Origin of the sequence: Hyunsoonleella sp. 2307UL5-6 (genome assembly GCF_047345485.1) — a bacterium.
GTDB lineage: Bacteria > Bacteroidota > Bacteroidia > Flavobacteriales > Flavobacteriaceae > Jejuia.
In genome coordinates, this window is sequence record NZ_JBLFEN010000002.1 from 605,023 (window position 1) to 620,555 (window position 15,533).

The window sequence follows — 15,533 nt, forward strand, 5'->3', positions numbered from 1 at the left end:
AATTATAATGTAACTTCTGCAGTAACATTTTATTGTTTATAAACAAGAAATTACAATTACTATTCCAAAAATAGAAATTTTATCCAAAACCCATAGTCTACAAGTGTTATAGTTATGTTAGAAAAACACTTTATCGGTGTTTGAGCCTTTATTGCAAGGGTAAAGTATTATTCGCTATTTATAGCAACGCAGTTAATTGTTTTTCAAATTCAATTTAAAACATACTTGATATTTATTAAAACCAAAAGCCTACATTAAAATACCAAACGCTATCATTTTGCTCTGGCGAGTAACTATATTTTATTTGAATAGGCCCTATAAAACTATCTACTGCATAACCTAACGCGTAACCTCTATAATCGGGTAGAGAGAACCAGGAGCCTGTTTCAAAAATATTATCATCAACATTTGCCCAATTAGCCTCTAGAGTAAGGTGATTATTTTTAAAAATTTCGTAATCCATACTAGCATATGCTTTAACAAAGCTATTTCCTGTTAACGAAATAAAATCATAGCCATAAAATGGTATAAAATTATTAATGAGGTTGTTACCATAACCGCCCAATGCAAAATCTAATGTTGTAGTAGAGGTGTTTCCAAATTTTAAGCCACCCGATGCCTGCAAATTAAAAGACAATTTAGGCGTTGTACTAAACGCATATCCTGCTGTGGCTCTAGCTATTGAAAACGTATCAAAATCTTCATTAAACTGTGACGCAAATAAATATGTGTTAAAATTACCATTAAAGAAAACTCCATTTTTAGGGAAATATTTATTATCGTAAGTATCCAGTCTCAAGTTACCAAATAGACTAACATAGTCGGTACTTTCGAAAACAAATTCGTCTTGATTGGTATTTGCAATGGTTTCTGATGTGATTTCTAAACGCTTATGTTCTAACCCTATACTTAAAGCAAAATCTTTTCTAAAAAGGGTTTGCACATAAAATTGATTGGTTTGATCATGAAGTGTTGAGTTTATTTTATTTAATCCTGTGCTTTCTATTTGCGCATCATCTAATAATAACTCTGCATTTATATCTTTTTTAAAAGCATTATATCGAGAACGTAAACCGATACTCCAATAAAATCCTTTATCTAACAAATATTCAAAATTATAACGCACATTATCACCAAAAACAACGTCTAATGCTGCTACGTCATTTCCAAAAAGCATACGTTTTTTTGTAAAATTTACCAAAGCACCACTTTTGTACAAGTCATCATAGTGTACACCTAATTTTAAAAATGTTGTGGTTTTATTTTCTTTAATCTGAGCTATTACATCGTAAATTCCATCTTTAGTTGTAGGCTCTAAATCGTAATAGAAAGAATCGAAATTATTAGTAGCAATTAAGCTATTTAGTCCCTTTATAAAATCTGAATAAGATACTTTTTCGCCTCCTTTTAGTTTTAATTTCCCTAAAATATAAGAGCGCGAGTATTTGCTATTTCCTTTAATATTTATATGCCTAATGGTTATACTATCCCTAATAACTTTATTTACAATATTATTTGTTTTAGAATTCTTGTTTTTAACCAATTTCTCTAATTGCCCTAGCTTTTTTAATGTAGCTTTTTTTCCATTAGCAATAATGGCGTTGCCCTCATCAAAAGATACTACATTAAAATTTTTAATGTCTGGTTTAATATAAATATCTGTTTTAGGTACTTTTAACTTCATATCATTTATGGTTCTGAAGTTATTAATTTGAATTAGTACGTCAGGAGCAGATGTTAACTCTTTAATATTAGATAATCCGTCTTGTACATCTACTCCAATAATAATATCCATACCTTTTTTACGAAGTTCGTCTACGGGATAATTATTTACAATACCGCCATCTATTAATAAATTATTATTTATAGTTACTGGTTGAAACAATGAAGGTAAGGCAGCACTTGCCATTACTGCATGTGTTAAATTACCATGTTCTAATTGTACTTGTTCTCCAGTTTCAATATTTGTAGCAATACAAAAAAATGGAATTGGTAAGTCTTTAAAATTATGTGTAGCACTAACATGTAATACCAATTTTGATAACATATTATATATGTTTTGCCCGCGAGATATAGCCGATGGCAACTTTACTTTTAAATTATCGAAGGGCAACGTAAGTACGTAGCGTTCAGAATTATTACGCTCGTAAAATGCTTTTGATGCTCTTGGTAAATCATCATTTATTATTTTATCATAGTCTATATTATTAAAAATAGAATCTAAGGCTTTACCAGAGTAACCACTAGAATACAAAGCGCCTATTACTGCACCCATACTTGTACCCGCAATATAATCTACTTTTACGCCTAAACTATCTAACACTTTTAAAACACCAATATGTGCTAATCCTTTTGCACCACCGCCACTTAACACTAAACCTACTTTTGGTTTGGGGTTTTCTAGTGCTTCGTTTTGTGCTTTCGCCGAAAGGAATGCTAGTACAAAAAGGAGTGATATGATTGGTTTTAAGTTCAAATATTTTAAAATTACATGCCTACTGTTTCATAAATATAACATATACCACTTGTTTGGTTTACAAAATATCTCGACCTATCAAAAGCTTCATTTTTTTTAATAGTAGGTTTAATAGACCAACTCTTATATACTTTTTTAATATTCAATGTTTAAAATTTTACTTCTCATGATAAAAACTATACACCTTTTTAGCGCGAGACACCCCAACCACATCTTCCAGTTCATCTAACTTTGCATGTGCTACACGTTTTGCTGATTTAAAATGCTTTAGTAATTCTACCACAGTTTTTTCGCCTATTCCTGGAATGGTTTCTAACTCAGTATTCAATGCATTTTTACTGCGCCTGTTTCTATGGTGTTCTATACCAAAACGATGCGCTTCATTTCTTAATTGCTGTATTATTTTTAACGTTTCACTTTTTTTATCTAAATATAGCGGAATTGGATCGTTTGGATAAAATAATTCTTCCAAACGTTTTGCAATTCCTATAATAGCAATTTTGCCTCGTAATTCTAAGGCATCTAAACTTTTTAGTGAAGATGACAACTGTCCTTTTCCACCATCTATAATTATTAATTGCGGTAGTGGTTGATCCTCATCTAGCAAACGCTTATAACGCCTATACACGACTTCTTCCATAGATGCAAAATCGTCTGGCCCAACAACTGTTTTTATATTAAAATGCCTGTAGTCTTTTTTACTAGGTTTCCCGTTTTTAAATACAACGCATGCTGCAACGGGGTTTGTGCCTTGTATGTTTGAGTTATCAAAACACTCTATATGTCGCGGTTCTTCGTTTAAACGTAAATCAGCTTTCATTTGCGCCATAATACGATTAGCATGCCTATCTGGATCTACAATTTTCATCTGTTTAAAACGCTCCATTCTATAATACTTTGCGTTTCGGAAGGACAAATCAACAATATGCTTTTTATCGCCTAATTTGGGTACACTCACCTTTATAGCTTCACCTAAATCCACTTTAAAAGGCACATAAATTTCTTTTGAATTAGAGTTGAAACGTTGCCTAATCTCAGTAATTGCTAATTCTAAAAGTTCTAAATCTGTTTCATCTAGCTTTTTTTTAATCTCTAAAGTGTGAGAACGAATGATAGAACCGTATGATAGTTGCAAAAAATTAACATACCCATAGCCTTCATCACTCGTAATAGAAAATACGTCTACATTGCTAATTTTAGGATTTACAATAGTAGACTTTGCTTGATAATTCTCTAATACTTCAATTTTTTCTTTTATTTTTTGTGCTTCTTCAAACTGCATGTTTTCTGCAAGCCCTTTCATTTGGTTTCTAAATTGAGACAAAGAGTCTTTAAAATTGCCCTTTATAATTTCCTTTATCGTTTTAATATTGTTATGATATTCCTCTTCGGTTTCTAAACCTTCACACGGTCCTTTGCAATTCCCTAAATGGTATTCTAAGCATACTTTATATTTTCCAGCAGTTACTTTTTCTTCACTTAAATTATAGTTACACGTTCGTAAACTATACAAACCTTTAATTAAATCTAAAAGTGTGCGCACTGTTTTCATACTTGTATATGGGCCAAAATACTCACTACCATCTTTAAAAATACGACGTGTGGGGAATACTCTAGGGAAACGCTCGTTTTTAACACAAATCCATGGGTAAGATTTGTCGTCCTTTAACATCACATTATATTTGGGCTGATATTTTTTTATCAAGTTATTTTCAAGTAGTAGTGCATCTGTTTCTGTTTCTACTACAATGTGTTTTATATCCACAATTTTTTTAACCAAAACTCGTGTTTTACCATACTCATGGTTTTTGGTAAAATAAGAACTTACACGTTTTTTTAAATTTTTTGCTTTACCAACGTAAATAAGTTTACCCGCTTTATCGTAGTATTGGTAGACTCCTGGTTGGGTTGGAAGGGTTTTTAATTGTATCTCTAAATTAGGGGTATCCATGTTATGTAAAGGTATATTAAATTATAGATAATGTAAAAATTCGTCTCTCTTTTTTAGTATATTGCATGTAAAGTCTATACTGCTTTTAATGAATATAGTTATACTCTCCAGAAATCCTAATTTATACTCTACCGAACGTTTAGTTGAAGAAGGTGAAAGTAAAGGCCATAAAGTAGAGGTGATAGATCCGCTTAATTGCGATATCATTATTGAAAAAGAAAAGCCTACCATTTACTACAAAGACCGCTATTTAGATTATGTTGATGCTATAATTCCAAGAATTGGAGCTTCTGTTACTTTTTATGGATGCGCCGTGGTACGACAGTTTGAAATGATGGGTGTTTTTACCATTGTTACCTCTGATGCTATACAGCGCTCTAGAGATAAATTAAGGAGTTTACAACGTTTAAGTAAAGCTGGTATTGGCATGCCTAAAACCGTTTTTACAAACTATTCTAGAGATGTAGAAGAAGTTATTGAACACGTTGGTGGCACACCTTTAATTATAAAACTTCTAGAAGGTACACAAGGCTTAGGTGTAGTTTTAGCCGAAACTAAGAATGCTGCAGAATCGGTTTTAGAGGCTTTTAATGGATTACAAGCCAGAGTAATTGTTCAAGAATTTATAAAAGAAGCTAAAGGTGCAGATTTACGTGCATTGGTGGTAGACGGACAAGTTGTAGGTGCCATGAAACGTCAAGCTAAAGCAGGCGAATTTAGGTCTAACTTACACCGTGGCGGTTCTGCAAATATTATTAAATTAAATCATGATGAATTAAAACTAGCCATGAATGCCTCTAAAGCTTTAAAACTTCCTGTTTGTGGTGTAGATATGTTACAATCTTCTCGTGGCCCTTTATTATTAGAAGTTAACTCCACACCTGGTTTGGAAGGTATCGAAACCGCTACCGGACGCAACATTGCTAAAGCTATTATACGTTTTATTGAAAAAAACAGACGCTAAATGACACAGATAAGTAATAGCCCACTAACTATTCTTGGTGAAAGCATAAAACTTGGTGAAAGTAAAGAAGTAAACTTTGATGTAGCCAACTTGCACACCGCTACGCCTGTAAATGTTCCTGTAATTGTAGAACGCTCTAAAAAACCTGGACCAACCGTATTACTTACTGCTGGTATACATGGAGATGAAGTTAATGGTGTTGAAATTGTACGACAGTTAATAGCAAAAGGTATTAATAAACCTAAATGCGGCACTATTATTTGCATGCCCGTAATTAATATTTTTGGTTTTATTAATTTAAAGCGTGAATTTCCAGATGGTAGAGATTTAAATCGAGTATTTCCAGGAAGTACTGGTGGCTCTTTAGCAAGTCGTGTTGCCAATAAGCTAATTAAGGAAGTTGTACCTCACGCAGATTTAATATTAGATTTTCATACTGGTGGTTCAGGGCGGTTTAACGCGCCACAATTGCGTTACACTAAAAACAACAAACACCTTGATGAGCTTGCCGAAGTATTTGGTGCGCCTTTTGTATTATACTCTAAAAATTTAAGCAAATCGTTTAGAAGCACTTGTGCAAAGTCTGGTAAAGATTTATTACTTTTTGAAGGCGGAAAATCTTTTCATATTGATGATGTAGTCACCAACTCTGGTGTTAATGGTGTAAAACGTATATTAAAACATTTAGGGATGTTAAAAACAGTTTTTAAAGCCTCTAAACCTAAAAAAAGTACGGTTTTTATTGAGGATAGTAACTGGCAGCGCGCTAAATATTCTGGAATGTTTAAAGCATCAATTACGGTTGGTGCTTATGTTGAAAAAGAAGATATTATGGGTAATATTACAGACCCTTATGGGAAATTTAATTATTTTGTAAGAGCCAAAACCTCTGGATATGTTATTAATGTGAATGAGCTACCTATAGTATATCAAGGCGATGCGCTGTTTCATATTTCTACTGAATTGAAATGATAATTACTCTAATTCTGTCTTTAAGCGACTTGACTTTGTCAGAAAAAATCGATAACTTCGTTTAACTTCGGAAATAAGTCACCTGTGCTGAACTTGTTTCAGTATTAAAACGGACGTATATCAGATTGACCGTTGGCAACCATTAGAAGAATGTCGAGAATAAATGGGAATATTTAATTTCAAAAGAAAAAAGAAAGAAAAAAAGGAATTCGAGCAACTCGAAAATCCGACTGAATTATTAACAGTTAAACTTTTCTTTGAAAACGAACCTGCATTCAATGATGAAAAAATTGAACAGGAATTATCAAAGCTATTTAAGCAAATCGAATTTGACAAGAGTTCTGACAAACCAAATAATTCAAGGCATTATTTCTTCAAAGATTACGAAGTAAAATTTGCTGAAGGTAGTATTCCTGTTCAAGCAACCATTTTTGTGACTGACGAAAATAAGATTGACTTTTCTGAACTACATAATTCTTTTGGACAATCTTGGAGTTGGTCGGAAGCAGAAGAAACCGTTAGAAATTGTTCTTACGAAATCTTATTAACTGACTTGATGTCAAGAAATTTAGATTATAAAGAACGAATCGAATATTTTCAAAAATTTGTTGCAAGTATAGTTTCTGCTATGAATCCAAGTGCTATTTGGGTTCGGAATAGTGAAATGATTTTAAAACCGACTGACTTTTTAGAAAAAAGTAACCAAAATAACTATCAAAATATTAATGCTTTTATGAATGTTCGGCTGTTTAATATTCAAGAAACAGAAGGAGAAATGATAATGGATACTTTGGGCTTAAATTCATTAAGACTTCCTGATTTTGAATTCCGATTTGCAAATTATGACGCACAACAAATCGCTGGATTATTATTCAATTATGGACATTATATATTCGAAAATGGAGTTGTAATTGAGCACGGAAATACAATCGAGGGAATTGAGGAAAACACAAAATGGAAATGTTATTTCAATCATTCCCAGCTTGAACCGAAAAGAATAGTAATTGAAATAAATAACGGTGGCTAACATTGTATAAAAATAATGCGTAAGTTTATTCCTAAATCAAAAGTTAGTGCTTGTTTGCTTGCATCTGATTTTCCTTCGGAAAATCCTCGCACTCAAACTACGCACTATTCTTATACGGAACCGTTAAACGAACCTCTCCAAAACAACCCTAACAGAGCTCTCTAGTTGTTACTAAAATTATTATGACTAAAAACGACCTTCGAAAAAAATACAAAGCACTTCGCCAAGAACTTTCAACAGATCAAATTGAAGCGTATAGTATTGCTATAGCAAATCAGCTTTTAAAATTACCCATTTGGGATAAATCGTTTTATCATATTTTTTTATCTATTGAAGAACAAAAGGAGGTGAACACAGATTATATTCTGAATATTTTATCTGGAAAAGATAAAAATATAGTGATTTCTAGAAGTGATTTCGAAACGGGTGGTATGATGCATTTTCTTTTAACCGACAATACAACCATTAAAAAAAATAATTATAATATACCAGAACCTGTTGATGGTATAGAACTATCAAATGATAAAATTGAGGTGGTTTTTATTCCGCTTCTTGCTTTTGATAAAAAAGGACACCGTGTTGGTTACGGCAAAGGGTTTTATGATACATTTTTAAGCACGTGCAATCCTGAAACTATTAAAATTGGGTTATCCTTTTTTGAAGCTGATGATGATATTACTGACACCCATTCTGGAGATGTTAGATTAGATTTTTGTTTAACTCCTAAAAATACATATTCGACAAAATGATGCATTTAATCGATTAAGTGATGTTAAGTTGTTACTATGTGTTAATTTATTGTTATGTTTACAGTAATAACTGCTAACTCTCAAAGAAAAAACAATGTTATTACACCAACTAACTAGCAAAACAGTAGATGATATAGACATTGCTTACTGGGAACTTAAGGATAATGATGATATGTTTTGGTCTAAAGCATTTCTATCTAGCTTAAAGTATACAGAAGAACATGTTAAGATTAGTCTTAATTATTTTCTAAACCACCTAATTCATAAAGTAGACCAAGAACAATTTAAAAATAATTTTTTTGGTTTTATAAAAAACGGTACAGATTTTAGGCAAAGTATGCTTATAAAATCTAAAAAAGGCAAATATAAAGAGTTTGTTTGTACAACAAATCACAACATATCTTTTAAAGTAAATGAAGAATCCAAATTCATTTTTTTCAACAAAAGAAAAATTAAGACTAGTAAAAAATTAACGAAGAATAAATTTTACTATAAAGAAACTGCTGAAATGACAAAAACAGGCAGTTGGTATGTAGATTTTATAAAACAAAAAAGCTATTGGGATCACCAAACAAGAAGGATACTTGAATATCCTGAGGATTACATACCTTCGTTAAAAAATTCTGAAAAATACTACCCTGACGATTATAAAGGTATAGCAAAAGACATATTTCTTGAGTGTGCTACAGAAGGTAAAAAGTTTGATACTCAAATAAAAATGCTGACAAAGAACGGAAGGTCTTTTTGGGTTAGAGCTATGGGAAAACCCGTTTTTGACACTAATAAGAACACTATTGGTATTCGTGGTGTTTTTCAAGATATTAATACATCAAAAGTAAAAGAAATAAGCTTACAGAGAACTTCAAATATTATTGCATCTCAAAACAAACGATTGTTTAATTTTGCACATATTGTGTCGCATAATTTAAGATCGCACACTAGTAATTTGTCTTTGGTAACAGAATTAATTAGCTCTTTTGAAGATCCTAAAGAAAAATTGGGATTATTAGATAATATTAAAGATATTGCAACAAGCCTTAACGATACTATTGAACATTTAAATGAAGTTGTAACAATACAAACAAGTACGAATAAAAATAAGTCGGTTGTGTATTTTGAAGATGTATTAAACCAAGTAATACGCTCAATTGGACAAATAGTTGCCAAAGAAAACGCTACAATAAATACAGATTTTTCTGAGCTTGAATGTATAGATTATATCCCTGCATATTTGGATAGTATCTTTTTGAACTTAATTACTAATGCTATAAAATATAAACATCCAAATCGAAATCCTGTTATTACTATTAAAAGTAAAATTGAAAACTCTAAACACGTTTTAGAGATTAGCGATAACGGTCTTGGTATTGATATGGAAAAGTTTGGAGACAAAATATTTGGTATGTATAAAACATTTCATCGCAATAAAGATGCAACAGGTATAGGGTTATTTATAACCAAAAATCAAATAGAAGCACTTAATGGCGAAATTTCAGTATTCAGTGAGATAAATAGTGGTTCTACGTTTAAAATACAATTCTAAACTATGAATTCTACAATGATAAATATGGCTTGTATTATTGATGATGATAATATATATGTAAGCCTAATAAAGAAAATAATTAAAGCTAAAAATTTATGCTCTGAGCTACTTATTTTTAATAATGGGCAACAGAGTATGACTTATTTTGAGGAAAATACTGATAACCATAAAATCCCAGAAATTATATTTTTAGACTTAAATATGCCTGTAATGGATGGATGGGAGTTTTTAGAAAAGTTTTCGGAAATTAAAGATGAATTAAAAAAGGAAATTAAGCTTTATGTAGTAAGCTCTTCCATAAACCCTTCTGATGTTAATAGAGCAAAGTCTTCGCCATCAGTACAAGATTACTTAGTTAAGCCTGTTCATATAAAAGATTTAGAAACTATTTTTTTACAAAAGGCTGTTTAATTACGTTTTGAAAACGCACGTTTATTAAATACAATAAGCATTAAAAACCCTGTACTAATTGCCATATCGGCAATGTTAAAAACTGGTTCGAAAAATGTGAAGTGTTTACCGCCTACAAACGGCATCCATTTTGGTAAAATATCATTATATATAGGAAGATGTATCATATCAACAACTTTACCATGGAGTAAATTATCATAACCACCTTCTTCAGGCATAAATACTGCAACTTGATTAAACAAACTTTCATTAAACAAAACACCATAAAATACAGAATCAATTATATTACCTAAAGCACCTGCAAAAATCAAACTTATAGCTGTAATTAATATTTTAGATTCTTTTTTTCTAATAGCGTTATGTAACCAATAAGCTATACCAAATATCGCAATTACTCTAAAAAGAGTTAAAATTACTTTTGCTGTTCTATCAGAAACAAAAGAAACAAAATCACTTATTTTAGTTCCCCAAGCCATCCCATCATTCTCTATGAAAAACACTTCAAACCAACTAAACACCTCAATAGACTCTTTTAAAGTAAAATTAACCTTAATATATACCTTACTTATCTGATCGATAAGCAAAATAATAACGATTAAAATTATAGATTTCTTTAATGACATTAATTAAGTTATTGAATTTAAATAAATTACAATGTTTTGTAAAATCAGAAACGCCTATCTTAATATAAAGATTGGCGTTTTTATAGTTATAAAACTCCTTATTTTAAAAGGCGTTTTTATTGCATATTTTTAGCTTCTATGCTTAAAGTAGCGTGTGGCACTAATTCTAAACGCTTTTTATTAATTAATTTCCCTGTAACACGACAAACACCGTAACTTTTATTCTCTATTCTAATTAAAGCATTTTTTAGATCGCGAATAAATTTTTCTTGACGGATAGCCAACTGTGAGTTAGATTCTTTACTCATAACTGCACTACCCTCATCAAACGCTTTAAACGTTGGTGATGTATCATCTGTACCGTTGTTATGGTCGTTCATGTAAGCACTTTTAATCAACTCTAAATCGTGTTGCGCTTTTTCAATTTTTTCTTGGATTAGCACTTTAAACTCTGCTAAATCAGCATCTGAATATCTTACTGTATTTGAAGCCATAATGTTAATGTTTTGTAATAAATAATTTGGTGTTTACATCATCAAAAGCAATCTCTATACCATTATTTATTTGATCAATAATTTCTAATTCTTCGGTTAATGTTTCTGTTTTTATATATTCTAAATTAGAATCTACAGCATCCTTAACTTGTGCATCTTGCTGTAGTTTCACATCAATTCTATCGGTGACCTCAAATCCTGAATCTTTTCTTAAATTCTGAATACGATTTACCAATTCTCTTGCAATACCTTCTTTTTTAAGTTCCTCTGAAATAGTAACATCTAAAGCTACAGTTAAAGCACCTTCATTAGCTACCAGCCAGCCTTCAATATCTTGAGATGTAATTTCTACATCATCGCGTTCTAAAGTAATACTTTTTCCGTTTATGTCAATGTTGAAACTTCCATTTTGCTCAATTTTGTTAATATCTTCAGGCGTAAAGTTAATTACTGCTCCAGCAATGGCTTTCATGTCTTTACCAAAACGAGGCCCTAGCGCTTTAAAGTTCGGTTTTATTTGCTTTACCAAAATATCAGAAGCATCTTCTAGCAATTCAATTTCCTTTACGTTTACTTCGTGTTTTATTAAGTTTGAAACGGCTATAATTTCTTCCTTTTGCTGAATACTACTAATAGGAATCATTATTTTTTGAAGTGGCTGTCTTACTTTTATCTTTTCTTTAGCTCTTAACGATAATACTAGAGAGGATATTGTTTGCGCCGCTTTCATTTTACGCTCTAAACTTTTATCTACATAAGCAGAATTAAATTCTGGAAAGTTTGCTAAATGTACACTTTCATAATTTTCTTTTTGAGTTACTCTGTTTAAGTCTAAATACAACCTATCCATAAAGAACGGTGCAATTGGCGCACCCAACTTAGCAATAGTAACCATACACGTGTATAAGGTTTGGTATGCTGATATTTTATCGGTTTGATAATCGCCTTTCCAAAAACGTCTTCTGCTTAAACGCACATACCAGTTACTTACGTAATCTTGTGTAAAGTCTGAGATTGCTCGTGCTACTTTTGTAGGCTCGTAATCGGCATAAAAAGTATCTACTTTCTGAATTAAAGTATGTAATTCTGACAATATCCAACGGTCTAATTCTGGGCGTTCTTCTAAAGTAATATCTGCTTCAGCATAACTAAATTCATCTAAGTTTGTATATAAACTAAAGAATGAATAAGTGTTATAAAGTGTTCCGAAGAATTTACGTTTTACCTCTTCAATGCCGTCCAAATCGAATTTTAAGTTATCCCACGGGTTTGCATTTGAAATCATATACCAACGTGTGGCATCAGCACCGTAAGTACCTAAAGTTTCAAATGGATCTGCAGCATTCCCTAAACGTTTGGACATTTTTTGTCCGTTCTTATCCAACACCAATCCGTTAGATACTACATTTTTATATGCAATAGCATCGAACACCATTGTACCAATAGCATGCAATGTATAAAACCATCCACGAGTTTGATCGACACCTTCGGCAATAAAATTTGCTGGAAATGTTGTGCCTTTATCAATTAAATCAGCATTTTCAAAAGGGTAATGCCACTGCGCATAAGGCATAGAACCAGAATCGAACCATACATCAATTAAATCGCTCTCGCGTTTCATAGGGTGTCCTGATGGTGAAACCAAAATAATTTCATCAACAATATTTTTATGCAAATCTATTTTCGCATAGTTATCTTCAGCATTGTTTCCAACTTCAAAATCAGCAAAAATATCCTTAGCTAAAACTCCAGCTTCCACAGCTTTTGCCATCTCTTGCTTTAATTCTTCAACTGAACCAATACATATTTCTTCTTTACCATCTTCTGTTCTCCAAATTGGTAATGGAATTCCCCAGTATCTAGAACGTGATAAATTCCAATCGTTTGCATTTGCCAACCAATTACCAAAACGCCCTTCGCCTGTACTTTTTGGCTTCCAGTTTATAGTATTGTTAAGTGCGTGCATGCGCTCTTTAACATCGGTTACTTTGATAAACCAAGAATCTAAAGGGTAGTATAAAATAGGTTTATCGGTACGCCAACAATTTGGATAACTGTGTTTGTATTTTTCAACCTTAAAGGCTTTATTTTCTTCTTTTAGTTTAATAGCTAACTCAACATCTATAGAACGTTCAGGCGCCTCACCTTGGTTATAATATTCATTCTTCACATATTTACCTGCAAACTCTTTAAGTTCAGGACGAAAACGACCCTGTAAATCAACAAGTGGCACCAAATTATCATTTTCATCTTTAACCAACATTGGTGGTATTTCTGGTGTGGCTTGTTTTGCAACTAAGGCATCATCTGCACCAAAAGTAGGCGCTGTATGTACAATACCTGTTCCATCTTCTGTCGTTACAAAATCTCCAGAAATTATTCTAAACGCATCTTCTGGGTTATCGTTTGGTAAGGCGTATTTTAATAACTGTTCGTATTTTATGCCTACTAAATCGTTACCTACAAATTCTTTTACTACATAATATGGGATTTTTTTATCTCCAGACGTATACCCTAATAATTCTGATTTTTCTTCAACTCTATTAAACTTTCCAGAAAACTGATAATTGACTAATTTTTTAGCTAGAACTACATTTATGGGTTCAAAGGTGTATTGATTGTACGTTTCTACTAAAACATAGTCAATTTTTGGTCCAACAGTTAAGGCGGTATTACTTGGTAAAGTCCAAGGTGTAGTGGTCCAAGCTAAAAAATAAATATCTCCTTCGTTTTGTAAAAAGTCTGGTAATGATTCTTGGTTTGCTTTAAACTGAGCTACTACGGTTGTATCCGTAACATCTTGATATGTCCCTGGCTGATTTAGCTCGTGAGAGCTTAAACCCGTACCTGCTTTTGGCGAATAAGGTTGTATGGTATAGCCTTTATACAACAATTTTTTATCGTAAATTTGCTTTAGCAGCCACCACACCGATTCCATGTATTTAGGCTCGTAAGTAATATATGGATCGTCCATATCTACCCAATACCCCATTTTTTCGGTAAGATCATTCCAAACATCAGTATAGCGCATTACGGCCTTTCTGCATGCTGCATTGTAATCTTCAACCGAAATGGTTTTACCAATATCCTCTTTAGTAATTCCTAATTCCTTCTCCACACCAAGCTCAATAGGTAAGCCATGTGTATCCCAACCAGCTTTACGCTTTACTTGGTACCCCTTCATGGTTTTATACCGTGGAAAAATATCTTTAATGGCACGTGCTAAAACATGGTGTACTCCAGGAAGTCCGTTTGCAGATGGTGGCCCTTCATAAAACACATAAGGTTCATTTCCTTCTCTTGTGGTTACACTTTTTTCAAAAACGTTGTTTTCTTGCCAATAGTGCAGAATGTCGCTAGCTACTTTTGGTAAGTCAAGTCCTTTATATTCAGCAAATTTCGTGCTCATTTATACCTAATTCTTATAAGTTCGCGAATTTAATGATTTTTGAGAAAATAGCACTGCTTTTCTCGCAAAAGAGACAACTTTTGATATGCGTTAATATTTTTAAAAATACCGTTAGCTTATACCATTAAGTAATATCATATTTGTGGTATTAATCTAAAATTCGTAAAATGAAAAAGCCACTAACATCTATTATATTGTTTTGTATAGTATTAACTTTTAGCTGTAATACTTCTGTAAACAGTCAAGCTCCTGAAGCTGTAAAAACAACTTTTAAAGCTAAATACCCAGGCGAAAATGATCCCGACTGGCACAAAGATTCTCATGGTAATTATGAATCACACTTTAAAATTGATGGGATTAAATATAGAGCAGATTTTAAGGCTGATGGCACTTGGATTGAAACAGAATCTAGCATTAATATGGATGATTTACCAAAGGCTATAAAAGAAAAAATCGAAAAAGACTTTGATGGAAAAATAAGTGAAATTGAAAAAGTTGATCATCATTCCAAAGGTTTATTTTATGATGTAGAGTTTAAACAAAAGGGTAAAAACAAGGATATAGAGTTTAAGGCAGATGGGACTATCATTAATTAAAGAAACATGATAGTATAAAAATAATAAAAGCCTAAACGATTGTTTAGGCTTTTATTATTTATGAATAACTAAAAAAATTAATTCATTATAATTTTCTTGGTAATTACATTATTAGTATCTGTTCTAAACACTGCGATGTAAGTACCTGTTGACATGGTAGGTAATTGCAGTCCATTTTCTAACACTGTTCTATCCACATCTGTAAGTTCCATTACATTTTGTCCTGTTATATTGTAGAGTCTAAATTTGGTAACCGCTCCTTCTAATTTTTTTACAAACAATCTATTGCTACTTTTATCATGATAAATGTAGTTTTCC

The 15,533-nt window shown here is 31.9% G+C and carries 13 protein-coding genes; 7 read left to right on the forward strand and 6 right to left on the reverse strand.

Translation table 11 applies throughout. The annotated features are described in order from the left end of the window. Positions 1–235 precede the first annotated feature (235 nt). On the reverse strand, positions 236–2,476 hold the full coding sequence (locus tag ACKGJY_RS06150) for a patatin-like phospholipase family protein (protein ID WP_413972981.1): 2,241 nt from the start codon (positions 2,474–2,476) through the stop codon (positions 236–238). Positions 2,477–2,633: 157 nt separating this feature from the next. Next, the gene (gene uvrC, locus ACKGJY_RS06155) at positions 2,634–4,427 is read right to left on the reverse strand and encodes an excinuclease ABC subunit UvrC (RefSeq protein ID WP_413972982.1); all 1,794 of its coding nucleotides are present in this window, start codon (positions 4,425–4,427) and stop codon (positions 2,634–2,636) included. Positions 4,428–4,515: 88 nt separating this feature from the next. Between uvrC and rimK the strand changes: the two genes are divergently transcribed. The 6 genes from rimK to ACKGJY_RS06185 all read left to right on the forward strand — a co-directional run bounded on the left by rimK (position 4,516) and on the right by ACKGJY_RS06185 (position 10,093). Beyond that, complete coding sequence (rimK, locus tag ACKGJY_RS06160; protein WP_413972983.1) at positions 4,516–5,391, forward strand: 30S ribosomal protein S6--L-glutamate ligase; 876 nt, start codon at positions 4,516–4,518, stop codon at positions 5,389–5,391. Further along, the gene (locus tag ACKGJY_RS06165; protein WP_413972984.1) at positions 5,392–6,363 is read left to right on the forward strand and encodes a succinylglutamate desuccinylase/aspartoacylase family protein; all 972 of its coding nucleotides are present in this window, start codon (positions 5,392–5,394) and stop codon (positions 6,361–6,363) included. Positions 6,364–6,526: 163 nt separating this feature from the next. Next, on the forward strand, positions 6,527–7,390 hold the full coding sequence (locus ACKGJY_RS06170; protein ID WP_413972985.1) for a DUF4261 domain-containing protein: 864 nt from the start codon (positions 6,527–6,529) through the stop codon (positions 7,388–7,390). Positions 7,391–7,572: 182 nt separating this feature from the next. Further along, positions 7,573–8,139, forward strand: a complete 567-nt coding sequence (locus tag ACKGJY_RS06175; RefSeq protein ID WP_413972986.1) for a 5-formyltetrahydrofolate cyclo-ligase — start codon at positions 7,573–7,575, stop codon at positions 8,137–8,139. A 94-nt stretch (positions 8,140–8,233) separates the two neighbouring features. Further along, entirely contained in the window at positions 8,234–9,682 is a 1,449-nt protein-coding gene (locus tag ACKGJY_RS06180) for an ATP-binding protein (protein WP_413972987.1), read from the forward strand. Positions 9,683–9,685: 3 nt separating this feature from the next. Next, positions 9,686–10,093 (forward strand): response regulator, encoded by a 408-nt coding sequence (locus ACKGJY_RS06185; protein WP_413972988.1) that lies wholly within the window; start codon positions 9,686–9,688, stop codon positions 10,091–10,093. Here the strand turns inward: ACKGJY_RS06185 and ACKGJY_RS06190 are convergent. From ACKGJY_RS06190 to ileS, 3 genes are all read right to left on the reverse strand, one after another. After that, positions 10,090–10,716 carry a lipoprotein signal peptidase gene (locus tag ACKGJY_RS06190; RefSeq protein ID WP_413972989.1) on the reverse strand — a complete coding sequence of 209 codons (627 nt, stop codon included), beginning with the start codon at positions 10,714–10,716 and terminating at the stop codon, positions 10,090–10,092. The genes ACKGJY_RS06185 and ACKGJY_RS06190 overlap by 4 nt on opposite strands. A gap of 116 nt (positions 10,717–10,832) precedes the next feature. Beyond that, entirely contained in the window at positions 10,833–11,210 is a 378-nt protein-coding gene (locus tag ACKGJY_RS06195; RefSeq protein ID WP_413972990.1) for a TraR/DksA family transcriptional regulator, read from the reverse strand. Positions 11,211–11,214: 4 nt separating this feature from the next. Beyond that, positions 11,215–14,619 carry an isoleucine--tRNA ligase gene (gene ileS, locus ACKGJY_RS06200; RefSeq protein WP_413972991.1) on the reverse strand — a complete coding sequence of 1,135 codons (3,405 nt, stop codon included), beginning with the start codon at positions 14,617–14,619 and terminating at the stop codon, positions 11,215–11,217. 167 nt (positions 14,620–14,786) lie between these two features. On the opposite strand from ileS, the gene ACKGJY_RS06205 reads away from it, so the two are divergent. Next, complete coding sequence (locus ACKGJY_RS06205) at positions 14,787–15,215, forward strand: PepSY-like domain-containing protein (protein WP_413972992.1); 429 nt, start codon at positions 14,787–14,789, stop codon at positions 15,213–15,215. A 77-nt stretch (positions 15,216–15,292) separates the two neighbouring features. On the opposite strand, the gene ACKGJY_RS06210 is transcribed toward ACKGJY_RS06205, so the two are convergent. Beyond that, positions 15,293–15,533: T9SS type A sorting domain-containing protein (locus ACKGJY_RS06210; RefSeq protein ID WP_413972993.1), on the reverse strand; the 241-nt coding region annotated here is incomplete at its 5' end.

Coding starts and splice junctions, on each gene's coding strand:
- rimK (WP_413972983.1), top strand. CDS start 4,516: ATGAATATAGTTATACTCTCCAGAAATCCTAATTTATACTCTACCGAA.
- uvrC (WP_413972982.1), bottom strand. CDS start 4,427: ATGGATACCCCTAATTTAGAGATACAATTAAAAACCCTTCCAACCCAA.
- ACKGJY_RS06180 (WP_413972987.1), top strand. CDS start 8,234: ATGTTATTACACCAACTAACTAGCAAAACAGTAGATGATATAGACATT.
- ACKGJY_RS06195 (WP_413972990.1), bottom strand. CDS start 11,210: ATGGCTTCAAATACAGTAAGATATTCAGATGCTGATTTAGCAGAGTTT.
- ACKGJY_RS06185 (WP_413972988.1), top strand. CDS start 9,686: ATGAATTCTACAATGATAAATATGGCTTGTATTATTGATGATGATAAT.
- ACKGJY_RS06175 (WP_413972986.1), top strand. CDS start 7,573: ATGACTAAAAACGACCTTCGAAAAAAATACAAAGCACTTCGCCAAGAA.
- ACKGJY_RS06205 (WP_413972992.1), top strand. CDS start 14,787: ATGAAAAAGCCACTAACATCTATTATATTGTTTTGTATAGTATTAACT.
- ACKGJY_RS06170 (WP_413972985.1), top strand. CDS start 6,527: ATGGGAATATTTAATTTCAAAAGAAAAAAGAAAGAAAAAAAGGAATTC.
- ileS (WP_413972991.1), bottom strand. CDS start 14,619: ATGAGCACGAAATTTGCTGAATATAAAGGACTTGACTTACCAAAAGTA.
- ACKGJY_RS06190 (WP_413972989.1), bottom strand. CDS start 10,716: ATGTCATTAAAGAAATCTATAATTTTAATCGTTATTATTTTGCTTATC.
- ACKGJY_RS06165 (WP_413972984.1), top strand. CDS start 5,392: ATGACACAGATAAGTAATAGCCCACTAACTATTCTTGGTGAAAGCATA.